Annotated in this window: 22 protein-coding genes; 10 read left to right on the top strand and 12 right to left on the bottom strand. The window is 65.1% G+C overall.

Annotated features, from left to right (window positions below; genetic code table 11):
• Positions 1-285: a cupin domain-containing protein gene (locus tag BM118_RS18185; RefSeq protein ID WP_092186856.1), complete on the top strand. Its 285-nt coding sequence runs from the start codon at positions 1-3 to the stop codon at positions 283-285.
• A gap of 94 nt (positions 286-379) precedes the next feature.
• On the top strand, positions 380-1,339 hold the full coding sequence (locus BM118_RS18190; protein WP_092186857.1) for a hypothetical protein: 960 nt from the start codon (positions 380-382) through the stop codon (positions 1,337-1,339).
• 21 nt (positions 1,340-1,360) lie between these two features.
• On the opposite strand, the gene BM118_RS18195 is transcribed toward BM118_RS18190, so the two are convergent.
• Positions 1,361-2,011 (bottom strand): tetratricopeptide repeat protein, encoded by a 651-nt coding sequence (locus BM118_RS18195; RefSeq protein ID WP_092186858.1) that lies wholly within the window; start codon positions 2,009-2,011, stop codon positions 1,361-1,363.
• 124 nt (positions 2,012-2,135) lie between these two features.
• Complete coding sequence (rpsU, locus tag BM118_RS18200) at positions 2,136-2,432, bottom strand: 30S ribosomal protein S21 (protein ID WP_027545547.1); 297 nt, start codon at positions 2,430-2,432, stop codon at positions 2,136-2,138.
• Positions 2,433-2,693: 261 nt separating this feature from the next.
• On the opposite strand from rpsU, the gene aqpZ reads away from it, so the two are divergent.
• Positions 2,694-3,416 (top strand): aquaporin Z, encoded by a 723-nt coding sequence (gene aqpZ / locus BM118_RS18205; protein ID WP_092186859.1) that lies wholly within the window; start codon positions 2,694-2,696, stop codon positions 3,414-3,416.
• A gap of 97 nt (positions 3,417-3,513) precedes the next feature.
• On the opposite strand, the gene BM118_RS18210 is transcribed toward aqpZ, so the two are convergent.
• Both BM118_RS18210 and purE read right to left on the bottom strand, forming a co-directional pair.
• Complete coding sequence (locus tag BM118_RS18210; protein ID WP_092186860.1) at positions 3,514-4,620, bottom strand: 5-(carboxyamino)imidazole ribonucleotide synthase; 1,107 nt, start codon at positions 4,618-4,620, stop codon at positions 3,514-3,516.
• Positions 4,617-5,105, bottom strand: a complete 489-nt coding sequence (gene purE, locus BM118_RS18215; RefSeq protein WP_011089851.1) for a 5-(carboxyamino)imidazole ribonucleotide mutase — start codon at positions 5,103-5,105, stop codon at positions 4,617-4,619. The genes BM118_RS18210 and purE overlap by 4 nt, the downstream gene beginning before the upstream one ends.
• A 142-nt stretch (positions 5,106-5,247) precedes the next feature.
• On the opposite strand from purE, the gene BM118_RS18220 reads away from it, so the two are divergent.
• Complete coding sequence (locus BM118_RS18220; protein WP_177234414.1) at positions 5,248-5,970, top strand: GGDEF domain-containing protein; 723 nt, start codon at positions 5,248-5,250, stop codon at positions 5,968-5,970.
• A 2-nt stretch (positions 5,971-5,972) separates the two neighbouring features.
• On the opposite strand, the gene BM118_RS18225 is transcribed toward BM118_RS18220, so the two are convergent.
• The 3 genes from BM118_RS18225 to BM118_RS18235 form a co-directional block, all read right to left on the bottom strand.
• Complete coding sequence (locus tag BM118_RS18225) at positions 5,973-6,224, bottom strand: hypothetical protein (RefSeq protein ID WP_011089849.1); 252 nt, start codon at positions 6,222-6,224, stop codon at positions 5,973-5,975.
• 22 nt (positions 6,225-6,246) lie between these two features.
• Entirely contained in the window at positions 6,247-6,459 is a 213-nt protein-coding gene (locus BM118_RS18230) for a hypothetical protein (protein ID WP_027545542.1), read from the bottom strand.
• A 138-nt stretch (positions 6,460-6,597) separates the two neighbouring features.
• Positions 6,598-6,804 (bottom strand): YdcH family protein, encoded by a 207-nt coding sequence (locus tag BM118_RS18235; RefSeq protein ID WP_027545541.1) that lies wholly within the window; start codon positions 6,802-6,804, stop codon positions 6,598-6,600.
• Positions 6,805-7,139: 335 nt separating this feature from the next.
• On the opposite strand from BM118_RS18235, the gene BM118_RS18245 reads away from it, so the two are divergent.
• Positions 7,140-7,322 carry a YdcH family protein gene (locus BM118_RS18245; RefSeq protein ID WP_027545540.1) on the top strand — a complete coding sequence of 61 codons (183 nt, stop codon included), beginning with the start codon at positions 7,140-7,142 and terminating at the stop codon, positions 7,320-7,322.
• A 112-nt stretch (positions 7,323-7,434) separates the two neighbouring features.
• Here BM118_RS18245 and BM118_RS18250 read toward each other — a convergent pair whose 3' ends face one another.
• A complete protein-coding gene (locus BM118_RS18250) occupies positions 7,435-8,538 on the bottom strand; it encodes an NAD(P)/FAD-dependent oxidoreductase (protein ID WP_092186863.1) in 1,104 nt (367 codons plus the stop codon).
• 202 nt (positions 8,539-8,740) lie between these two features.
• On the opposite strand from BM118_RS18250, the gene BM118_RS18255 reads away from it, so the two are divergent.
• The 5 genes from BM118_RS18255 to BM118_RS18280 all read left to right on the top strand — a co-directional run bounded on the left by BM118_RS18255 (position 8,741) and on the right by BM118_RS18280 (position 16,000).
• Positions 8,741-11,428 carry a sensor domain-containing protein gene (locus tag BM118_RS18255; protein ID WP_092186864.1) on the top strand — a complete coding sequence of 896 codons (2,688 nt, stop codon included), beginning with the start codon at positions 8,741-8,743 and terminating at the stop codon, positions 11,426-11,428.
• Positions 11,429-11,569: 141 nt separating this feature from the next.
• Positions 11,570-13,069, top strand: coding sequence for a glycerol-3-phosphate dehydrogenase (locus tag BM118_RS18265; protein ID WP_092186866.1), 1,500 nt, complete (start codon positions 11,570-11,572; stop codon positions 13,067-13,069).
• A gap of 30 nt (positions 13,070-13,099) precedes the next feature.
• Positions 13,100-14,272 carry an ABC transporter ATP-binding protein gene (locus BM118_RS18270; RefSeq protein ID WP_092186867.1) on the top strand — a complete coding sequence of 391 codons (1,173 nt, stop codon included), beginning with the start codon at positions 13,100-13,102 and terminating at the stop codon, positions 14,270-14,272.
• On the top strand, positions 14,269-15,183 hold the full coding sequence (locus tag BM118_RS18275; RefSeq protein ID WP_092186868.1) for an ABC transporter permease: 915 nt from the start codon (positions 14,269-14,271) through the stop codon (positions 15,181-15,183). The genes BM118_RS18270 and BM118_RS18275 overlap by 4 nt, the downstream gene beginning before the upstream one ends.
• A gap of 4 nt (positions 15,184-15,187) precedes the next feature.
• Positions 15,188-16,000, top strand: a complete 813-nt coding sequence (locus BM118_RS18280) for an ABC transporter permease (protein ID WP_092186869.1) — start codon at positions 15,188-15,190, stop codon at positions 15,998-16,000.
• 101 nt (positions 16,001-16,101) lie between these two features.
• On the opposite strand, the gene BM118_RS18285 is transcribed toward BM118_RS18280, so the two are convergent.
• The 4 genes from BM118_RS18285 to BM118_RS18300 all read right to left on the bottom strand — a co-directional run bounded on the left by BM118_RS18285 (position 16,102) and on the right by BM118_RS18300 (position 21,516).
• Positions 16,102-16,953, bottom strand: a complete 852-nt coding sequence (locus BM118_RS18285; RefSeq protein WP_092186870.1) for a carbohydrate ABC transporter permease — start codon at positions 16,951-16,953, stop codon at positions 16,102-16,104.
• Positions 16,950-17,822, bottom strand: coding sequence for a carbohydrate ABC transporter permease (locus tag BM118_RS18290; RefSeq protein ID WP_092186871.1), 873 nt, complete (start codon positions 17,820-17,822; stop codon positions 16,950-16,952). Before BM118_RS18290 ends, BM118_RS18285 begins: the two co-directional genes overlap by 4 nt.
• 172 nt (positions 17,823-17,994) lie before the next feature.
• Positions 17,995-19,380: an ABC transporter substrate-binding protein gene (locus BM118_RS18295; protein ID WP_092186872.1), complete on the bottom strand. Its 1,386-nt coding sequence runs from the start codon at positions 19,378-19,380 to the stop codon at positions 17,995-17,997.
• Between the two features lie 207 nt (positions 19,381-19,587).
• Positions 19,588-21,516, bottom strand: coding sequence for an AsmA family protein (locus tag BM118_RS18300; RefSeq protein WP_177234449.1), 1,929 nt, complete (start codon positions 21,514-21,516; stop codon positions 19,588-19,590).
• Between the last annotated feature and the right edge of the window lie 81 nt (positions 21,517-21,597).

A 21,597-nucleotide genomic window follows, 5' to 3' on the forward strand; every position in this document is an offset into this window, starting at 1 on the left:
ATGCTTGCCGCCAGGTCCGAGGTTCAGATCGACAATGAAGAGGTCCGGGTGACCGAATGGCGGCTCGCCCCGGGCAGCGCGACCGGGCACCACACCCACGGGATGGACTATGTGATTGTTCCCGTCGTTGCCGGCGAAATGACCATCGTGGCACCCGGCGGCGAGCGTTCCAAGGCGCAGCTTGCGGCCGGAAAATCCTACTTCCGCAAGGCCGGCGTCCAACACGACGTGCTTAACGAAACCTCAACTGAGATCGTGTTCCTTGAGATCGAGCTGAAGCCGTAAGTCCGGCGTTACCGTTTGCCATCGATCCGTCGCAGTTGATCCCTTACAATGCCCCAAAGTTCCCGCATCAGAATGCGCGGGGAGTGGCCGAGAAATGCTGAAATACCTCGCTAAAATCTCGATGGATATTTTCCCCTCGGTGCTCGCGACGATCATCGGGGCGTACATCGTTAATCACTACATCAACGCCAAGCCGGCGGCCGATACCCCTGCGGCCGTGGTGGCGCCTGCCGAGGCCGGCAAGAGCGGCAAGCCCGCCGACGTCGCCAACCTGCCGGCGCCCGGCGTCAAGGCCAAGGGCATCTCGGAAAAGAGCGTGACGGACAAGCCGGCAGCCGAGAAGGCCGCCGATCAGCCGGCCGCCGAGACCAAGGCCGCGGACGTGGCTCCGGCCGAGACCGCCCCCGCCACCACCCCGCGCAGCCGGCCCGCCGCGCGCGAGAAGGCGGCTGCCAAGTCCACTCCGGCCGCCACGGCTCCCGCTCCCGCCGCCCCGGTGGTCGAGGCCAATTCGGCGCCGGCTGCGGCCGCTCCGGCTGCAACCCCCGACGCCAACGATCTCGTGCGGGCTGCGATCGAGCGCCTGCGCAAGTCGCCCGAGGGCAAGTCTGCTGAGGGCAAGTCTGCTGAGGGCAAGTCTGCTGAGGGTAAGTCTGCCGAGACCAGGTCGTCCGAGAAATCGCCTGAGCCGGTGGTGCAGGAAGCCGCCCGCGGACCGGAAGCGGCCCCGCGCGTCGTGACCGCGCCGCCGTCGGCTTTGCGCCCGCTGCCGCCGCCGATCACGGTGTCGACGCCGTCGGCCGAGACCTATCCCAACAGCCCGTCGTCGCAGCCCGGCCCGTCCTACACGGCCTCGGTCGGCAACGACGACCCGAATCGGCTGACGCCGCCGGCTGATATTCCCGTGCCGGTGATCGCGCCTCCGCTCGATCTGCGTGCCGATGCCGGTGCGTCCATGCCGCGGCCGAAGAAGACCAATGTCGCCGACGAGATGCTGTCCGGCGTCAAGTCGATGTTCCACGCCGTTCTGCCGAAAAGCGCCACCCCCGACTAGGACGGCCCTTGCGCCGCGCAGTCAGCCGCCGACGCGGGCGAGGCCGCTGCGGGCGGCATCGTCGCGTGGACGAAGCGCGACCGCCCTGGTGTAGGAGGCCGCCGCCTTGGCCTTGTCGCCCAGCCGCTCATAGGCCTGCCCCCGCGCGGTCCAGACCTGGGCATTGTGCGGATCGGCCTCGGAAGCCTCGTCGAGATCGGCCGCAGCCTCCTTGATCTTGCCGAGGGCGAGATGGCTGATGGCGCGGCCGAGCAGCGGCTCGGCCTTTTGCGGGTTGAGCCCGCTCGCGGCGGTGAAATCGGCGATGGCGAAATCGTGCTGGTTATTGCCCTGGTAGATCAGCGCGCGGCCATAGAGCGCCTGCGCGTTGTAGGGATCCAGCCCGACCGCGCGATTGAATTCGTCCAGCGCTGCTGCCGTCTCGCCTGACTTGGCCAGGGTCTGGGCCTTTGCGGTGTGGGCCTGGGCCTCAGTGACGTTGCCGGGGCTGACCGCGCTCTCCGTGGCGGCCGCCGCCTTGGGGGCCTCCTGCGGCTTCTCCTTCTCCGGCATCAGCGATCCCAGATCGAAGGAGCAGCCGCACAGTGCGATCCCCATCAAGGCCAGCGCGAACGGCTGCCGCCAGATCTGGCGCAGTTGCGCCAAGCCACGCTCGGGGAAAGGGGAGGCCATCTACGGATCGCTCGCGCCGGTGCCGCATCGGTAGTGCCCCGTCCCAGAAAGGCACCGCTCACAAACAATAACGCGGGCCAGCGGCCCGCGTTATCGAAAACTGAGGTCTTACAAATTCGGCAAATCAGCGCGGTCCGCGCGGACCTGCACCCGGGCCGCCACGGCCGCCGCGCTCGCCACCGGGGCCAGCGCCGAACACCGGCTTCGGCTTCATCGGCAGCAAGCCTTCACGCTGGAGCTTCTTGCGGGCCAGCTTGCGCGCGCGGCGCACGGCTTCGGCCTTTTCGCGAGCCTTCTTCTCGGAGGGCTTTTCGTAGTGACCGCGGAGCTTCATCTCGCGGAAAATACCCTCGCGCTGCATCTTCTTCTTCAGCGCCTTGAGGGCTTGATCGACATTGTTATCGCGAACGAGAACCTGCACGCGGCATCCTCTTCAGTGGACAGGATTTGAATTCTGGTAAGTCAAAGGGGATGGCAAAACGCGCAAGCCCTTAGCCTTGAGCGCGCGGATGTATCAGACAAAACCCTGGATGTCCACCTGCCAAGCGGGGTTTCGGGCCAAGTTCAGCCATTAAATAAGGCGAAAAGACCTCTGTGCGGCCCCGATTTGGGAGATTTGGCGTCTTTGACGGGGCTGTGACCGGAGCTTTGTTCCGGAAACTTTGAAATGAGGGGACGACACATGGATATGAAGAAATATGCTGCCGAGGCCATCGGCACCTTCTGGCTCACATTCGCAGGCTGTGGCAGTGCGGTGATCGCGGCCGGCTTCCCGCAGGTCGGAATCGGCCTGGTCGGCGTGTCCCTGGCGTTCGGCTTAAGCGTCGTCACCATGGCCTACGCGATCGGTCACATCTCGGGCTGTCATCTCAATCCGGCCGTCACGGTCGGCCTTGCCGCCGGCGGGCGCTTTCCGGCCGGCCAGATCCTGCCCTACGTGATCGCGCAGGTCTGCGGTGCGATTGTTGCCGCCGAACTGCTCTACGTCATCGCCAGCGGCGCCCCAGGCTTCGACGTCACCAAGGGCTTCGCGTCGAACGGGTATGATGCGCATTCGCCCGGCCAATACAGCATGATGGTCTGCTTCATCACCGAGGTGGTGATGACCATGATGTTCCTGTTCGTCATCATGGGCGCAACTCACGGCCGCGCGCCCGCGGGCTTTGCGCCGCTCGCGATCGGGCTCGCGCTGGTGATGATCCATCTCGTCAGCATTCCCGTCACCAACACGTCGGTGAACCCGGCGCGCAGCACGGGCCCCGCGCTGTTCGTCGGCGGCTGGGCGCTGGCGCAGCTCTGGCTGTTCTGGGTCGCGCCACTGATCGGCGGCGCGCTTGGCGGGGTGATCTATCGCTGGCTCAGCGAGGAGCCCACCGGCGTCGTCGCAGGCGTGAAGCCGGCCTAGAGTATTTTCGAGCGAAGTGGATACCGGTTCGCGTCAAGAAAACGCGTCGAAGCAAATCTAGTCGGCAAACGGGATCGCGGCAGTTGCCGCGGTCCCGTCACTTCTCCAGGGGCGGCCGGACTTCGGTGACATGGCCCATCTTGCGGCCGGGGCGCGGTCCGCCCTTGCCGTAGATGTGGATGGTCGCGCCCGGAACGCTCAGCCATTTCTCGTAGTCGTTGATCTCGTCGCCGATCAGGTTGGTCATGGTGACGATCTCGCCGTGGCGCACCGGCTTGCCGAGCGACCAGCCGGCGATGGCGCGGATGTGCTGCTCGAACTGCGAGATGGAGGCGCCGTCGAGAGTCCAGTGTCCGGAATTGTGCACGCGCGGGGCGATCTCGTTGACCAGCACCTTCGGTCCGGTGCCATTGGCAAGCACGAACATCTCCACCGCCAGCACGCCGACATAGTCGAGCGCGCTTGCGATCTTGCTCGCGATGCTGCGCGCTTCTTCGGCAAGCGCGTCCGGGATCGGCGCGGGCGCGCGCGATATCTTCAGGATGTGGTCGCGGTGCTCGTTCTCGGTGACGTCGAAACACTCCACCTGACCCGCAGCCGAGCGCGCGGCGATCACGGAGATCTCGCGCTCGAACGGCACGAAGGCCTCCAGGATCGCCGACTTGGTGGCGAGGCTGGTCCAGACCTTGGCGATGTCGTCGCCCTCACGGATGATGGCCTGGCCCTTGCCGTCATAGCCGAAGCGGCGGGTCTTCAGCACGGCCGGAAGACCGATCCTCAGAATCGCCTCGCGCAACGAGGGAACGGAGGTGACGTCGGCATAAGCTGCGGTGCCGATGCCGAGCCGCGTCACGAAATCCTTCTCGGCGAGCCGGTCCTGGGTGGTCTCCAGGATCTTGCGGTTGGGCAGCACGGGGCGGCGTGCGTCCAGCACCATCGCGGCGGCGGCCGGCACGTTCTCGAATTCGTAGGTGATGACGTCGACGTCGTTGGCGAACAGCTCGAGCGCCTCGACGTCGGCATATTCGGCGCAGGTCGCGTTCAGCACGACGTCGAAGGCCGGGGAATCAGGATCGGGCGAGAACACCTGGCAGCGCAGGCCGAGCCGCGCCGCGGCCATCGCCAGCATTCGCCCCAATTGTCCGCCGCCGAGGATTCCGATGGTGTCGCCGGGCTTCAGCTTCACCTGCTTTGCGTCAGTCACGCCTTGTCCTCCGGGCGCTCGGCAACCGCCTCGGTCTGCGCCTTGCGCCAAGCGGCGAGGCGGTCGGACAAGGCCGGGTCGGACAATGCCAGCACGGCGGCAGCGAGCAGCGCCGCGTTGATCGCGCCGGCCTTGCCGATGGCAAGGGTGCCGACCGGGATGCCCGCGGGCATCTGCACGATCGAATAGAGCGAATCGACGCCCTTGAGCGTCTTCGATTCGACGGGAACGCCGAAGACCGGGAGTTCCGTCAGCGCCGCCGCCATGCCCGGTAAATGTGCAGCGCCGCCCGCGCCGGCGATGATGATCTTGTAACCCGCCGCCTTGGCACCCTTGGCGAAAGCGACCAGCCGGTCGGGGGTGCGGTGGGCCGAAACGATGCGGGTCTCGGCGGCAACGCCGAGCGCCTCAAGCGTGTCGGCGGCATGCCGCATCGTGTCCCAATCCGACTGACTTCCCATGATGATGGCGATCGGCGCGGTCATGACGTTAATTGTGCTCGGGAAAACAGAAACATAGGCCAGATTAACGGTTCCGGCCGGCGGCTCGCAAGGCGGTGGCAAGGAGAAGGGAATGCACTATCCTGTCTTGGTGAATCCCCGCAAGCCTTCATTGAGCAGGATGCCCATGAAGAAACCAAAAAGGGCAAGCGCTGCGAAGGCCAAAAAGGGCCGGAAGATCAGTGCCAGCCGATCCAATGCCGCCCCCAAGCGTTCAGTCAGGCGTGGGGTCAAGGCGCCGCGGCGCGGAGCGTCGGCCGATGATGGGGGCAACGTCGCTGCCAAGGTCATCCGCGGCCTGCGGTCCAAGCTCAAGCAGGCCTTGCAGCGCGTTGCCGAACTCGAGGCGGCCGCCGACACCGATTTCCTGCTCGAGATTCCGAACCGGCGCGGCTTCGAGCGCGAGCTCACGCGCGCCATTGCCTACATGAAGCGATATCACGCCAGCGGCGCGCTGATCGTGCTCGATGTCGATCGGCTGAAGCCGATCAACGATTCCTTCGGCCACGCCGCCGGCGACGAGGTGCTCAAGGCGATCGTCGGCGCGCTGACGCGGCAGGTCCGCGCCTCCGACGTGGTCGGCCGACTCGGCGGCGACGAGTTCGCGCTGCTGCTGTGGAATCTCAACGAGACCGATGCCAAGGCGAAGGCCGCGGTCTTCGAGCAGGCGATCGACGAATTGTCCTTTGTCTTCCGCGACCAGCATGTGACCGCGGGCGCCTCTGCCGGCGTCGCATTGCTGGGGGCGCACTCCGACGCGGGTCGCGCCCTGGAGGAAGCGGATGCCGCAATGTATGTGCGCAAGGCGCGCCGGCGGCACGAGCCGCGGATCAGGCTCGTCAGCAACTGACTCTACAGCGTGGCCAGATCTTCCGGCACGTTGCCGAATTTGCGCAGCAGCGTGGCGTCGCCGAATTCGCCGGTCATGGGATCTCCGCTGCGGCAGAATGCGACCGCGCCGATGTGGCCGGCACCGCGCGCCAGAATCTCGGCGCGCCGCAGCGCAGCCGTCGAGGACTGACATTCCTCTGCGGCGCCGGCGACCGGTGATCCGTCGTCATCGATCAGGAAGGGCATTGCAACGTAGTAGGTGACGTCCGACATGGCGTTGCTCCGGTCATCAACATCAGGCGGCGCTGCTCCGCGCCTTGCTGCGAGAGGTCTCCGGAATGCAGCCGGCTGAAATCGCCGCCTGCAATTCCTCGAGCTCCGCCTCCAGATATTCGTTGGCCATGATCAGCGCCTTGATGGTGCTGCGCAGATTGCCGTCGCACATCGCGATCGCCTGATCGCAGGCCTGTTCATAATGGCTGTTGTCCAAAAGGGCGGTTGCCGACATCTGCGTTGTCCTTGCTGGTTCCTTGGGCGCTTCTCTGGGCGTTTCCTGGGGGCGTTGGATGTTAGAATGTTCCTATTTTGTTCTTTTGGAGTCAAGCGGATTCACCTGCGGCGCCCTGCCGCGAAAAGCCGCTGGGGATCAGGCGATGATGTCAGGCGTGATCTGGTCTTCGATGAAGGCGATGCGGTCGCGCAACAACAGCTTGCGCTTCTTCAGCCGCTGTAACCGCAATAGGTCGGGGGCAGGCGATTGATGCAATGCATCGATCGCGGCATCGAGATCTCGGTGTTCCTGCTGCAACCGGGCGAGCTCGGCTTCGAGTTCGCGCTCGTCTTCATGGGTCATGTCTGCGGTGGCCGAAAAACCGGTAGGCGTGAGATTGAGATTAAGGCTGTGGATGCCCTGTGGAAATTATCGTCCTTGCGCGCCGTGACCGCAAGCGATCTCGGGCCGTCGCTCACCGATCTCTCGCAAGATATTTCGACGGTTCGCTGCGGCGCTTGCGCAAGCGCATTGATATCATGGATTTTTCCCAACGTGGTTCCTTACTCACGCTTCGTTACATATGAATTTTCAAAAATGACATTGCGACGACGGATATTCGTCGACAGAACGAATCGGTGATGTACACTTGCTCGTCCGGATCGAATCCAAGGTCACCCCTACCGAGGAGGTTTCGAATGACAATTCAGGCACATCTGGTTGAATTGGAACGGAAGCACAAAACTCTCGAAAACGAATTGCACGAAGCTCTCGTGCACCTTTCAACAGACGACCTGCAAATTGTTGAGTTGAAGCGCCGGAAGTTGATGGTCAAGGACCAGATCGAGCGTCTGAAGCAAACTAGCGACACGCTTCACTAGTAAACCCCGTAACAGTGCAAAGTTTGATCGTACCCTTTCAGGCAGGGGTGAGACCTGTTGCGCTCATCCCTGTTGGAAGGTGCAAACCGCGCAAGGACATTTGCGCGGCGTCCTAGATTCCTGCGAGCTCGGCGACGTGATCCGCGATCGCGAGCGAGGACGTCAGTCCCGGCGATTCGATACCGAACAGGTTGATCAGGCCTTCGACGCCGTGATCGCGCGGGCCCAGCATCAGGAAATCCTGCGTGGCGACCGCCGGCGGCACGATCTTCGGGCGGATGCCCGAATAGCTCGGCATCAACGCGCCGTCAGGCAGCGTCGGCCAGTATCGCCGGATTGCCGGATAGAAGCGATCGGCGCGTGACGGATCGACCTCGTAGTTGATCGTCTCGATCCACTCGACGTCAGGGCCGAAACGCGCCTGCCCTGCCATGTCCAGCGTCAGATGCACGCCGAGGCCGCCGGGCTCGGGCACCGGATAGATCAGGTGCGAGAACGGCGCCTTGGCATTGCAGCTGAAGTAATTTCCCTTGGCGAGATAGGCCGGCGGAATCCGGTCCAGCGGCATGCCGTCGATGTTGCGCGCCACCGTTGTCGCCGCCAGGCCCGCAGCGTTGACGAGCAGGCTGCATTGCAGCGCCATCGGTGCCTCGCCGCCGGCCTCGACCTCGATCACGCCGGCGGCCGCCTTGGCGCGGATCAGCGGGGTGTGAAACGCGAAGGCCGCGCCGGCTTCCTCGGCCTCACCGCGCAGCGAGAGCATGTAGGCGTGACTGTCGATGATGCCGGTCGAGGGCGAGAGCAGCGCGGCGTCGCAGGCGAGCGCCGGCTCCAGCGCGCGTGCGGCCTCGCCCGTGAGCAACTGCATGTCGAGCACGCCATTGGCCTCGGCGTGCGCCTTGATCGATTGCAGCTTCTTGGTTTCCTTCGCATTGGTCGCGACGATCAGCTTGCCGCAATTCTTATGCGGGATGCCACGCTCGCCGCAGTAGCGGTAGAGCGCGTGCTTGCCGCTGACGCACATGCGCGCCATCCAGCTCCCGGCGCGGTAGTAGATGCCGGCATGGATCACCTCGCTGTTGCGCGAGGAGGTGATGGTGCCGATGGCCTCGGCTTCCTCGAGCACGATGACCTCGCGCCCGGCCTGGGCCAGCTTTCGAGCCACAGCGAGCCCGACCACGCCGGCTCCGATGACGATGCAGTCGACCCTATCCATGGTTGTGCAGGAGGTTCGCTGGAAGCGCCGGTGGCATCAAGCCCGGGAACGAAGGCGCGGGGTCGTTTTCCGTTAAGGAAGCATTTATCATGTCAGGGCAATTGCCGTATTTCACGTGACATTTTTCTGTTGCGCGTACAGGCGTTTACCCGATCCAAACCCGTGAAGCCAGACAATCCGACGTTGAAATCGCGGGTGGCTGATGGCTGAGAAGAACTGGCACGCGGACAGCACGATGCCGATTGCTGTGCAGGCCGTCGTGTGCCTGGCCGGCACGGTCGCGCCTGCGCGTGCCTTTGCGCTGTCGGACAGCTTCGCTCCGCCGAGCTCTCTCGACAGGCTCGATCCCAACCTGATCTGGGAAGCCCTGATCGGGGGCATCGTCGTCTGCGCGTTCCTCGTGGCAATCGCGTTGTGGATCCACTCTGCACTGCGCCGGACCAGGCGGTTGCAGCTGCGGCGCAACGCCTTCGTCTCCTCCGCCATGAACAGTCTCAACCAGGGCGTGGTGATGACCGATGCGCAGCGGCGCATCATCTTCTGCAACGACCGCTATCTCGAGCTCTACGGTCTGACGCGCTCGGATGTCTGGGCCAACATGAACGGCTACGAGCTCCTCGAGCTGCGGCGCAAGCGCGGGGTCCTCGGCGACGTCTCTGACGACGAGTTCTACGACAAGGCGTCAAGCAGCAACGGTCTGATCACCGAACTGCCTGATGGCCGGGCCATCCTGGTGAAATATTTCGTGCTGCCGAACGGCGGCTCGGTGGCGACGCATCTGGACGTCAGCGAGCAGCGCAGGCTGTCGCGGCAGCTCGCCTCGACCAAGCAGTTCCTGGAAACGGTGCTGGACAACGTGCCGGCCTGCGTTGCCGCGAAGAACATCGAGGACGGCTGCTACATCTTCGCCAACAGCGCCTATGAGCGGTTCTGGGGTTTCTCGCGGGACCAGGTCGTCGGCAAGAACGCGCGCGAGCTGTTTGCCCCCGTCTCGGCGGCCAGAATCGAGGCGACCGACCAGGCCGCGCTCAATGCGCCGGACGGCCAGTTCCGCAACGAGTTCGAGGTCGACCGCGGCGGTGAACGGCGCATGGTGGCCTCGATCCGGATCGTGGTCCGCAACGAGAACAACAAGCCCGAATTCCTGATGCTCGTGTTCGAGGACATCACCGATCGCCGCTCGCTGTCGCAGGAGCTGGAGAGCACCAAGAAATTCCTCGAGCTCGTCGTCGACAACATCCCGGTGGCGCTGATCGTCGAGCAGGTCAAGGACGGCCGCTATCTGCTCGCCAACCGCAGCGCCGAGACGATCCTCAACCGCAGGCGCGAGGAAGCCACGGGCCTGACCGCGTCCGACATCTTCAATCCCAAGGAAGCCAAGCTGATCATCGCGCGCGACGAGGCCGCGATCAAGAAGCGCGGGATGATCACCGAGGAGCATCCGATCTCCACCAAGGACGGCCTGCGCCTGTTCCTGACCCGCCGCGCCACCGTGCTCAGCGATGCCGGCGAGCCGCAATACCTGATCAAGACCCACGAAGACGTCACCGACCGCCGGCAGACCGAGTCGCGCATGGCGCACATGGCCTATCACGACGGCCTCACCGATCTGCCGAACCGCGCCGCCTTCCTGCAGGCGCTGACCCAGATGATCGAGGCCTGCGAAGGCACCGGCGAGGAGTTCGCCGTCCTCTGCGTCGATCTCGACGGCCTCAAGGAGGTCAACGACGTCTTCGGCCATGCGCTCGGCGACAAGCTCCTGATCGAGGTGGCCCAGCGGCTCCAGGACTCCGCGCGTGGCGGCGTGGTGGCGCGTCTGTCCGGCGACGAGTTCGGCCTGATCATCGACGGCAAGCAGCCGGAGGCGGGTCTTGCGCTGGCGCAGCAGCTTGGCGAAGCCGTCGCGCGGGAATTCCAGATCGACGGCCGGCCGGTCCGCGCCGGCGTCACCACCGGCATGTCGATCTTCCCGCACAATGGCGCCGACGGCGCCTCGCTGCTCGCCAATGCCGGTGCGGCGCTGTTCCGCGCCAAGCAGAAATCGCGCGGCACGATCAGCCTCTACCAGCCGGAGATGGACCAGCAGATCCGCGATCGCCGCGTGCTGCATCAGGACCTGTCGATGGCGATCAAGAACGGCGAGCTCTCGCTCGCCTTCCAGCCGCAGGGGGCCGCCGGCCATAGCGTCGCCGAGAGCGAGATCATCGGCTTCGAGGCGCTGGCGCGCTGGCAGCATCCGGTGCGCGGCCAGGTCTCGCCGGCCGAATTCATCCCGATCGCCGAGGAAAGCGGCCTGATCGTCGAGATGGGCGAGTGGATCCTGCGCGAGGCTTGCCGCGAGGCGGCGTCCTGGCCGAAGCCGCTCCAGGTCGCGGTCAATCTGTCGCCGGCGCAGTTCATGCACGGCGACGTGGTCGGGCTGGTCCATTCGATCCTGATCGAAACCGGCCTCGCGCCCGGCCGGCTCGAGCTCGAGATCACCGAGGGCGTGCTGATCGAGGATTTCGACCGCGGCCTGGCGCTGTTGCGCCGGCTCAAGGCGCTCGGCGTGCGCATCTCCATGGACGATTTCGGCAGCGGCTATTCCTCGCTGAGCTATCTCCAGGCGTTCCCGTTCGACAAGATCAAGATCGACCGCGCCTTCATCATCAATCTCGGCCGCAACCCGCAATCGGCGGCGATCGTGCGCGCCGTGATCGATCTCGGCCACGGCCTCGAAATGTCCATCGTCGCCGAGGGCGTCGAGACGCTCGACCAGCTGGCCTTCCTCGCCAAGGAGGGCTGCGACGGCGTGCAGGGCTATCTGCTCGGCAAGCCGCTGCCGATCGGGAAATATGCCGGCCTTGTCGGCCGCGCCGAAGCCATGGAGCTTGCGCTCAAGACCGGCTAGAGCGTCTTCGAGCGAAGTGGAAACCGGCTCGCGTCAAGAAAACGCGTCAAAACAGGAATCTGGAGCCCCGTTCCGATACCATCGGAACGGAAATGGCTCTAGTGATGAGAGCGTTTCGTTTCGCTCCTTCTCGACGGCTTCATGGCGGACTACGACCTTGCGATCATCGGCGGCGGCCTGAACGGTGTCAGCCTCGCGCGCGATGCGGCCGGCCGCGGCCTGCGGGTCATTCTGTTCGAGCAGGGCGATCTCGGCGGTGCCGCCTCGTCGGCGACGCCGCGGCTGATCCATGGCGATCTGTCGGTGCTGGAGCGCCGCGGGTTCTGGCGGGTGCGCCGGGCGCTCGCCGAGCGCCGGACCTGGCTCCGGATCGCGCCGCACCTGGTCCGGCCGATGCGCTTCGTGATCCCCGCCCATTCCGAGGAGCGTCCGCCATGGCTGCTGCGGGCCGGCCTGTTCCTCTATGACAGCCTGACGAGCCGGAGCGGCCTGCCTGTAACGGCGACGCTCGACATCACGCATCATCCCGTCGGCAACGCGCTGAGGCGTCTGTTCGGCACGGCGTTCGAATATTCGGACTGTGTCGTTGATGATTCCCGCCTGGTGGTGCTCACGGCGCTGGATGCCGCCGAACGTGGTGCCGCGATCCGGACTGGAGCACGCTGCGTCCGCGCCGATCGAACCGACATCTGGCGGCTCGCAGTGGTCGATCGCGGCCACCGCCGCGCGATCACGGCGCGGGCGCTGGCCAACGCCACCGGCGGGTGGACGTCGATGGTGGCGGACACCGTGCTGCGGCAGCCGCTGCCCGCCATGGCCGCCATGCAGATGAGCCAGATCATCGTGCCGCGGCTGTTCGATTCCGGGAACGTCTACGTCTTCCAGAACAATGATGGACGGCTGATCTTCGCCCGGCCCCTCGAGCGCGACTTCACGCTGATCGGCACCGTCACGCACGCTTTCACCGGCGATCCCGCGATCGTCGCGATGGCGGGCGCCGACGTCAGCTATCTCTGCGAAGCGGCCAGCCGCTATTTCCGCGAGCGCGTCGCCCCGACCGACGTGGTCCGCACTGTCTCGGGCGTCAACCTGACGCTGGCGTCCGCGCGAGGACGCGACGGCACGACGCTGTTCCATGCGCGCCGGCGCAAGGCGCCGCTGATCACGATGTTCGGCGGCGATGTCACCACCTCGCGCCTGCGCGCGGAGCGGGCGGTGACGCGGCTGACGCCGTTCTATCCGATGTCGCCGCGCTGGACCGCCGGAGCGGCGCTGCCCGGCGGAGATTTCGCCTGGGATCGTTTCGATACCGAAGTCGACCTCGCGCGCGACCGCTGGCGCTTTCTCTCGGAGCCGGAGGCCCAGCGCCTGGTTGCGGCCTACGGCTCGCGACTGCCGATGGTGCTCGGCGAGGCAAAGGGCCGTGACGAACTCGGTCCCGCCTTCGGCCCCGAACTGACCGGCGCCGAGGTGCGCTATCTGATGGGCCACGAATGGGCGCGCTTCCCGGAGGACATCCTGTGGCGCCGCTCCAAGCTCGGTCTGACCATGCCGGCAGCGGACCGCGACGCGCTGGCCGCGTTCATGGCGGATGTGAACGATCGCCCCGAACCGGTTGAGCAAAGGCCGATCGGCCGCTAGCGTGCGGCGGAATCGGGGTTGGCAGGGACCATGGCGGAAGAGTTGCCCGGAACGGACGTCGCGGCAGATACGGCCGCCGGAGATGCATTTCCCGTAGCGGGTCAGCCTTTGCTGCGCATCGAGGGCGTCGCCAAGACGTTCGGGACGTTCCGGGCCGTGGACGGCGTGTCACTCGACATCAAGGCCGGCGAGTTCTTTGCCCTCCTTGGCCCGAGCGGCTGCGGCAAGACCACGCTTCTGCGCATGCTCGCCGGCTTCGAGGCGCCGGACGAGGGGCGCATCCTGCTCGGCGGCAAGGACATCGCGCAGGCGCTGCCGCATGAGCGCCCGATCAACATGATGTTCCAGAACTACGCGTTGTTTCCACACCTCTCGGTGCGCGACAACATCGCCTTCGGCCTGAAGCGTGCAGGCATGGCGCGCGCCGACATCGCCACGCGCGTTGCGGAGATGCTCGCATTGGTGAAGCTCGAGGGGCTCGAGAAGCGCAAGCCCGACCAGCTCTCCGGCGGCCAGCGCCAGCGCGTGGCGCTGGCCCGCGCTTTGGCACGCCGCCCGCAACTGCTGCTGCTCGACGAGCCGCTTGCAGCGCTGGACAAGAAGCTGCGCGAAAGCACGCAAGGCGAGTTGATGGAGCTCCAGCGCCGGCTCGGCATGACCTTCATCATCGTCACCCACGATCAGGAAGAGGCGATGACGATGGCGAGCCGGATCGGCGTGATGAAGGCCGGCAAGCTCGCCCAGGTCGCTGGCCCCCGCGAGCTCTACGAGGCGCCGCGCTCGCGCTGGATCGCGGAGTTCGTCGGCGACATCAATCTGTTCGACGGCGAGTCCAAATTGCGCGACGGTCATCGTCTGGTCATTGGCACGCGTGATGCGGGGGCGCTGGTGGTGGCCGAGCCGCGCGAACCGGTCGGTGCGGGAAAATTTTCGGTCGCGATCCGTCCCGAGAAGGTCAAGCTCTCGCGCCGCGGACCGGTGAGCGAGGCGGGTCAGGCAAAGGCGATCAACCAGCTCGACGGCGTGATCGCCGACATCTGCTATCTCGGCGGCACCACCACCTACAAGGTGAAGCTCGACACCGGCGGGATCGTGCAGGCGTCCGTCGCCAACAGCGCGCGCCTCGACGTCGACGCCTACAGCGTGAACCAGAACGTCGTCGCCTGGTTCACGCCCGACGACTGCATGGTGTTGCCGTCATGAGCTCCCGCCGCATCTTCGCGAGGCCGGCGCGCTTTGCCGCAATCGCTCCCTATGTCTGGATGGTGTTGTTCTTCCTGGTACCGTTCGGCTTCGTGCTGAAGATCAGCCTGTCGCAGACCGCGATCGCGCAGCCGCCCTACGAACCGGTGTTCGACCTGACGGCGGGGTGGGAATCGCTCAAGGCAGCCTTTGCCGCGCTGTCGTTCGACAATTTCAGGCTGCTCGGCTCCGATGACATCTATGTGTACGCCTATGTGCGCAGCCTCACCGTCGCGGTCACGGCGACGGCACTGCTGCTCCTGATCGGCTATCCCATCGCCTATGGCATGGCGCGGTTGCCGAAGCGCTGGCAGGCGGTGGTGATGGTGCTGGTGATCGTGCCGTTCTGGACCTCGTTCCTGATCCGCATCTATGCCTGGATCAACATCCTTCAGCACGACGGCCTGCTCAATCAGATCCTGCTCGCGCTGCATCTGATCAGCCAGCCGGTGGTGTGGCTCTCCACCGATACCGCGATGTATATCGGCATCGTCTACTCTTATCTTCCGTTCATGATCCTGCCGCTCTATGCCACGCTCGCCAAGATGGAGCCGGCGCTGGAGGAGGCGGCCTCCGATCTCGGCGCGCCGCCCTGGCAGGTGTTCTGGCTCGTCACCTTCCCGCTGTCGCTGCCCGGCGTCGGCGCCGGCGTGCTCTTGTGCTTCATCCCCATCGTCGGCGAGTTCGTGATCCCCGACCTCCTGGCCGGCTCCAATTCGCTGATGATCGGCCAGACCCTGTGGCTCGAATTCTTCACCAACAAGGACTGGCCGGTCGCCTCCGCTGCGGCCATCGTGCTGCTGGTGGTGCTGCTGGTGCCGCTGTTGCTGTACGAACGGCTCCAGAAGCGACAACTGGAACAGGGACGGTGAGTCGATGCGCAAGGTCTCTCGCCTGTCCCGCTTCAATGTCGCCTCGCTCGCGCTGGGGCTGGCGTTCCTCTATCTGCCGATCCTCATTCTCGTCATCTATTCCTTCAACGCCTCGCGGCTGGTGACGGTGTGGGGCGGCTGGTCGCTGCGCTGGTATCACGAGTTCTTCAATGATCGCGCGATGATCGAGGCGGCCTGGATGAGCCTGCGGGTCGCGACCTCCTCGGCGACCATCGCCACGCTGCTCGGCACGCTCGCCGCGGTGGCGCTGTCGCGCGGCGAGCGGTTCCGCGGCCGGACGTTGTTCTCCGGCATGCTCTACGCGCCGCTGGTGATGCCTGAGGTGATCACCGGATTGTCGCTGCTGCTCTTGTTCGTGGCGTTGAACGCCGAGCGCGGCTTCTGGACGGTGACGATCGCCCATACCACGCTGACGATGTGCTTCGTTGCGGTGGTCGTGCAGTCCCGCCTCGGCTCGCTCGACCGCTCGCTGGAGGAGGCGGCGATGGACCTCGGCTGCAACCCGGTGCGTGCGTTCATGGCCGTCACGCTGCCGTTGATCGCGCCCGCGATCGTCGCCGGCTGGATGCTCGCCTTCACGCTGTCGCTCGATGATCTCGTGATCGCGAGCTTCACCACCGGTCCCGGCTCGGCGACCTTGCCGATCCGGATCTATTCGGAGGTGCGCCTTGGCGTGAAGCCCGAGATCAACGCGATCTGCACGCTGGTGATTGCCCTGATCGCGGTGGTCATCGTCATTGCTTCGCTCGCCTCGAAGCTGTCGAGCTCGCAGGGCGAGAGCGCGGCGCCGCTGTAGGCCCTGCCGTCATTGCGAGGAGCACTTGCGACGAAGCAATCCAGGTCTCTCCGCGGATGCAGTCTGGATTGCTTCGCTTCGCTCGCAATGACGAAGGGCGCCTAGGACTTCACCGCGCCCGCCGTGAGCCCGCCCACCATGTAGCGGCGGAAGGCGTAGTAGATCGCGGCCGGCGGCAGGGCGTAGATGAAGCCGGTGGTCATCAACAGCTCCCACGGCGAATCGTCGGCGGCGAGGAAGTTGCCGAGCGCGACGGGCAGCGTGATCTCGCGGTCGTTCGAGAGCAGCAGGAACGCGTAGAGATATTCGTTCCAGGCGAGCAGCACCGCGTAGGTGCCGATCGCGACCAGCGAGGGCATCATCAGCGGCAGATAGACCAGCCGGAAGATCTGGAGCGTGGTGGCGCCGTCCATCACGGCGGCTTCATCCAGCTCGACCGGCAGCTTGTCGGAGGCCTGCTTCAGCACCCAGATCGCGTAGGGGCTGGCGATCGTCACCATGGCCAGGATCAGCGCCCAGTGATTGTTGAGGAGGCCGTAATTGCCCATGGTGCGGTACATCGGCACGGCGAGGAACGCCGCAGGGATGAAATAGGTGAAGAGCGCCAGGTTCATCACGATGCGCCCGCCGGGCACACGCAGCCGCGAGATCGAGAACGCGGCGGCGGTCGCGATGAACAGCGTCAGCACGCCGACGGACGCCGCGATCACCAGCGAGTTCCAGAACTGCACGTAGAAGTCGCGCAGGAAGTAGTGCTGCTGCTTGAACACGATCTCGAAGTTGTGCAGCGTCGGATGGTCGGGCCACAGCTTGCCCGAGAACGCGTCCTCCTTCGGGGAGATCGCGAACAGGAACATGTGATAGATCGGCACCATCGTCCAGATGAAGACGGGAATGCCGATCAGCAGCAACCGCGCTTCGGTCGCGACTTCGCGCAAGGAGGGGAGCTTCATCGCGACAACCGTTTCATCATGAAGTACACGAGCGGCAGGACGAACGGCATCGCGCAGACGATCGATGCCATTGCCAGCGAGAGCTGGTCGAGCCGGAGATAGCGGATGCCGAGCGTCGCCAGCACATGCGTGAGGTCGGCCGGGCCACCGCCGGTGAGGAGGTAGACGCTGTTGAAATCGCCGAGCGTCCAGATCATCGAGAGCAGCGTGCAGGTGATGTAGAGCGTCTGCATCGACGGCCAGGTGATGAAGCGGAACTTCTGCCACCAGCTCGCGCCATCCACCTCGGCGGCCTCGAACAGATCGTGCGGTATCGCAAGGCGTCCGGTGATCAGGATCAGCGTCCAGAACGGCAGCGATTTCCAGATGTGGACGCCGATCGCCATGGTCAGCGCCACCGTCGGGTCGTTCAGCCAGTTCGGGCCGTCGTCACCGGTGAACGAGAAGATGAGGTGGTTGATCACGCCCCATTCGGGGTTGAGCATGAAACGCACCGACAGGATGGTCGGGATCGACGGCACCGCCCAGGGCAGGATGAAGATCACCGAGAGCCATTTGATCCAGGTGCGCTGCTGGGCGAAGAAGCCGGACAGGAACAGCGCGATCAGCATCTTGATGTTGATGCCGATGACCAGGAAGATCAGCGTGTTGACCGCGGCGCGCGCGAAGATCGGGTCGTTGTAGAGCGCGACATAGTTCGCCGGTGCCCGCGCCAGCCACAGCCCGTAGCAGACGGGATAGACGACGAAGGCGAGGAAGACCAGCAGATAGGGCGCGAGCAGCGCGATGCCCCAGACCTGCGCCGGGGTCAGCCGCGACGACAAGGGCGGCGCGGGGATTGCCTGATCGCCAGAGAGCGTGATCGCCATTCTTTCGGACTCTTCTCTCAAATCTAATACCTCTCCCCGCTTGCGGAGAGAGGTCGGAGTGCGAAGCACTCCGGGTGAGGGGGTACAGGACTCACCGCGAGCATTACTCGTGGATAGAGCCCCTCACCCCAACCCTCTCCCCGTGACGAACGGGGAGAGGGAGGGATGGACCTTAGCCCGCGACCTGCTTGATGCGGGCGATCAGCTCGTCGACGGCCTTGTCGACCGGAACCTTCTCGCTGACGACCCGGTTCATCGCCTTGGCCCAGACGTTCTCGTTGTTCAGGATCGTGAACTTCCAGTTCTTGGTGAAGTCGAACGCAGCGGTGCCGCCGGTGAACTGGGCGTAGACCGCCTTGCGGTGCTTGTCGGCCTGCCAGAACGGGCTGGCCTGGCTTTCCTTGGTCACCGGGAACCAGCGGCCGAGCGCGCCCTCGATATAGGGGCGGACGTTGTCTTCCTGGAGCAGGAAGCTGATGAACTGCTTCGCCTCGGCCTTGTTCTTGGCCGCGGTGAAGACCAGCCCGGTCTTGACGTCGGAGCGGTAGCGGATGGTCGTGCCATCAGGCGCCTTCGGGAAAGAGGCGGTGACGATGTCCTGCTCGTAGGCCTTCTTGCCGGCCTCGCGCTGCTCGGGCGTCAGCGCCTGATTCTGCGAATCCTCGTACCACTTCGCCGCGATCGAGATCGTGAAATTGTGGGTCATCACAATGGTCTTGTTGTGGAAGGCGACGTTGTTGTCCGGATCCTTCCAGGTCGTGGACGAGGGCGGGGTGCAGCCCTTGATGTAGGTGTCGGTGTAGTCCTTCATCGCCTTGATCAGGTTCTCGCGGACCTTGGGATCGTCAACCAGGAGCTTGCCGTCGTCGTCGACCAGCTTGACGTGGTAGGCGTCCATGAAGGTGTAGAACGACTGGAAGGCGTCGGTGGATTCCACGCCCATCGGCTGGCCGACGGCGTAGATGCGCTGGCCGGTGGCCTTGCGGATCGCCGGTTGCACCTTGTCGCACCAGAACGTCCAGTAACCCTCCCAGTCGTTCGGGATGTCGGCGACCTTGAAGCCGGCCTTCTCCAGCATGTCGTTCCAGATCTGGACGTGCATGCTCTGCTGCTTCAGCGGGAAGCCGTAATAGGCCTTCTTCTTGGTCACGTCGTTATAGAGGATCGACGCATCCAGCGTGTTCTGCACGAACCGATCCTTGATCGGCTCCATGACATCGGTGAGATCCTCGAGCTTGCCCTCATAGGCCCACTTGCCCTGGGCCTGCACGTCATAGGAGTCGGAATAGGCGACGTCGGGCACGGTGCCGGCATCGAGCGCTGCGACCGTCTTCGGAATCATGTCCTGGATCGCGTACTGCGACAATTCGACCTTGATGCCGGTCTTGGCTTCGAACTTCTTGATCGTCTCGATCAGCGCGTCGTCTTCGGAGCGGTAGAAGCCCTTGCCCCACCAGACCGTAATCGTCTTCTGCTGCGCAAATGCGGGTGCAGCGGCTGCGAACAGCCCCGCCGCAGCGACCGCCAGTGTGACTGCGCCAATAACCTTGGATCTCACGTTTTTCTCCCTCAAACGGCCGGTGTTTTTAACCGGTCGTATAAAACACTAGCGCATGGCCGCCAGCCGATCTAGCGGCATGTTGTCAGACCTAGGTCGTGGGGACGGGGCCTGTGGAGATGCTTAATGCGCGCATCGATCCAATCGCCGCATCAATTCGGCCGGATCAATTCGCGATGGTCGGACAGTGCCGCTCGAGCGCGGTCCTCAGTTCGACTTTGCGTTTTCCTTGGCGTTCTCCGCCGTCGGCGATTCTGCCGGTGCGGGGCGCTTGCCGCCGCCGGTGATGCGCTCGATCGCGGAGCGCACGGCGTCGCCCGCCTTGCGGTCCTTGAGCATGTCGAGCAGGGGGGCGGAGGCGGGCGAGCGGCGGATCAGGCTTTCCGGATCGGGGAAGATCAGGGGATCATCCCAGGGGCCCTGCACCACGAAGGGCAATTCGAAGCCCGAGGCGCTGTTGAGGCTGGCCACGCCCTTCATGTCGTATTCGCGCGTCGGCACCGAGGCGGTGCCGGTCATCGTGATCTTCGCCGCCGGCCCTTCGACGCGGATGTCTTCGGCGGTGGCGACCCCGTCGGAGAATTTCACCGCGATGGTGAGATTGTCGTAAGGCGTCGAGCCGTTGCGGAAATTGCCGCCGCCGGACAGCGGCCGGCGCTCCAGCCGTTTCAGGAGCTGTTCGGCATTGAAGCCCGAGATCGCGCCGTTGTGCCCGGTGACGGTGGCGCTGCCGTCGAGCGACTGCACGAGGCCGAACGGGCTCGAGCCGGAGGCGACGAGGGAGACGTTGATGTTGCCGCGGCCGGACAGTTTGTTGAGGCCGAACAGTTCGGAGGCGCAGGCCTGGAGGTCGACGTCGGTGAACTGGAATTGCGCCTTGATGTCGGCGACGGTGTCGGCGCGCGCGATGCCGAACGAGCCCTTGGCGATACCGCCATAGACCTGGGCTTCGCCCACCGAGAGCGCCAGCGTACCGTTGCGCAAATTGGCGCCGATCGCGGTGCGGCCGAGCTTCGACGGCCCGACCGTCAGCCGCGCCGCCGACAGGCGCATGTCGAGGTCGGTGGTCGAGAGCCCGTTGAGATCGAACAGCTGCCTGTTCCAGTCGCGCGCGCCGCTCGCGAGCAGGCGGAAGGTCGAGATGTAAGGCGTGAAGTCGAGCGTGTCGGCGGCCAGCGTCGCCTGGAGCGTCTGCCGGCCGTTGTTGGCGTAGGTCATGACGCCCTCGGCGGCATTGCCGTCGAGCTCGACATTGACGTTGGTGAGCGCGATCGAGGCGCCGACGACATTGGCGCGCGCCTTCAGCGCGAAACGGCCGAAGCCGCCGCTGGCGGGCTGCGGCTGGCCGGTCCAGCGCAGCGCGTTGCGCAAGGACGGGCTGTCGATCGTGAGCGTGCCTTCCATCATCGGGCTGGTGCGGTTGGCGACGCTGCCGTCGAAGGCGAGCTTGAGCGGGGCGCTGGCGATCCGCGCCTTCAGGCCGGAACGGTCGCCGGAGAGGGCGGCGACGAAATCGGCGAAGCTGATCGAGCCATCGACGCGTTCGCCGCGCCAGTCGAACTGGCCGGTCGCGGCGAAGGAGCGCGAGATCGAGGGCCAGGCCAGCGACAGGTCGATGTCGTCGAACTGCTCGGTGGCGTGCGTGGCGGCGTCCTCGTAATTGAGCACGCCGTCCTGGATCCGGATCTCGGAGAACGAGACCTGATTTTCGGCGCCGGGCTTCATGGTGCGCGCGATGGTCTGGATGAAGGGCGTCCAGTTGCTCTCGCCGTCCGGCTTCAGGCTGACATGGATGCGCGGCCGCAGCAGCGTCAGGTCGGCGATCTCGAACCGTTGCAGCAGCAGCGGCAGCAGCCGCAGATTGGCGGTGAGCACGTCGACACGGAGCGCGGGATCGCTGGTGCCGCCGCCCTTCAGGCCGACGTCATGGAAGGAGATGTAGCTCGCCGGCAGCACCGAAATGTCGATGGCGCCTGCGACATTGAGCTCGAGCCCGGTGACGTCGCGGATCTGCGCTTCCACGGCCTTGCGCAGCGCGTCGCGGTTGATGAGCCAGGAGGTCGCGATCAGGGCGATCAGCGCGACGCCGAGCAGCGCCGCGATCGGCGTCCCGAGGCGCTTCATTCCTTGGGCCATGGTCAATGGCATGTCCTGATCGGGTTGGTCGTTGGAGCCAGAAGGGCGGGCCGGGAAAACCCGCGCGCCCCACGCCCAAGT

Origin of the sequence: Bradyrhizobium sp. cf659, from assembly GCF_900113725.1 — a bacterium.
GTDB lineage: Bacteria > Pseudomonadota > Alphaproteobacteria > Rhizobiales > Xanthobacteraceae > Bradyrhizobium.

Excerpts from the sequence above, each read along its gene's own strand:
- BM118_RS18185 (WP_092186856.1), top strand. The coding sequence starts at position 1 with ATGCTTGCCGCCAGGTCCGAGGTTCAGATCGACAATGAAGAGGTCCGG.
- BM118_RS18190 (WP_092186857.1), top strand. The coding sequence starts at position 380 with ATGCTGAAATACCTCGCTAAAATCTCGATGGATATTTTCCCCTCGGTG.
- BM118_RS18195 (WP_092186858.1), bottom strand. The coding sequence starts at position 2,011 with ATGGCCTCCCCTTTCCCCGAGCGTGGCTTGGCGCAACTGCGCCAGATC.
- aqpZ (WP_092186859.1), top strand. The coding sequence starts at position 2,694 with ATGGATATGAAGAAATATGCTGCCGAGGCCATCGGCACCTTCTGGCTC.
- purE (WP_011089851.1), bottom strand. The coding sequence starts at position 5,105 with ATGACCGCGCCGATCGCCATCATCATGGGAAGTCAGTCGGATTGGGAC.
- BM118_RS18220 (WP_177234414.1), top strand. The coding sequence starts at position 5,248 with ATGAAGAAACCAAAAAGGGCAAGCGCTGCGAAGGCCAAAAAGGGCCGG.
- BM118_RS18225 (WP_011089849.1), bottom strand. The coding sequence starts at position 6,224 with ATGTCGGACGTCACCTACTACGTTGCAATGCCCTTCCTGATCGATGAC.
- BM118_RS18230 (WP_027545542.1), bottom strand. The coding sequence starts at position 6,459 with ATGTCGGCAACCGCCCTTTTGGACAACAGCCATTATGAACAGGCCTGC.
- BM118_RS18235 (WP_027545541.1), bottom strand. The coding sequence starts at position 6,804 with ATGACCCATGAAGACGAGCGCGAACTCGAAGCCGAGCTCGCCCGGTTG.
- BM118_RS18245 (WP_027545540.1), top strand. The coding sequence starts at position 7,140 with ATGACAATTCAGGCACATCTGGTTGAATTGGAACGGAAGCACAAAACT.
- BM118_RS18250 (WP_092186863.1), bottom strand. The coding sequence starts at position 8,538 with ATGGATAGGGTCGACTGCATCGTCATCGGAGCCGGCGTGGTCGGGCTC.
- BM118_RS18255 (WP_092186864.1), top strand. The coding sequence starts at position 8,741 with ATGGCTGAGAAGAACTGGCACGCGGACAGCACGATGCCGATTGCTGTG.
- BM118_RS18265 (WP_092186866.1), top strand. The coding sequence starts at position 11,570 with ATGGCGGACTACGACCTTGCGATCATCGGCGGCGGCCTGAACGGTGTC.
- BM118_RS18270 (WP_092186867.1), top strand. The coding sequence starts at position 13,100 with ATGGCGGAAGAGTTGCCCGGAACGGACGTCGCGGCAGATACGGCCGCC.
- BM118_RS18275 (WP_092186868.1), top strand. The coding sequence starts at position 14,269 with ATGAGCTCCCGCCGCATCTTCGCGAGGCCGGCGCGCTTTGCCGCAATC.
- BM118_RS18280 (WP_092186869.1), top strand. The coding sequence starts at position 15,188 with ATGCGCAAGGTCTCTCGCCTGTCCCGCTTCAATGTCGCCTCGCTCGCG.
- BM118_RS18285 (WP_092186870.1), bottom strand. The coding sequence starts at position 16,953 with ATGAAGCTCCCCTCCTTGCGCGAAGTCGCGACCGAAGCGCGGTTGCTG.
- BM118_RS18290 (WP_092186871.1), bottom strand. The coding sequence starts at position 17,822 with ATGGCGATCACGCTCTCTGGCGATCAGGCAATCCCCGCGCCGCCCTTG.
- BM118_RS18300 (WP_177234449.1), bottom strand. The coding sequence starts at position 21,516 with ATGGCCCAAGGAATGAAGCGCCTCGGGACGCCGATCGCGGCGCTGCTC.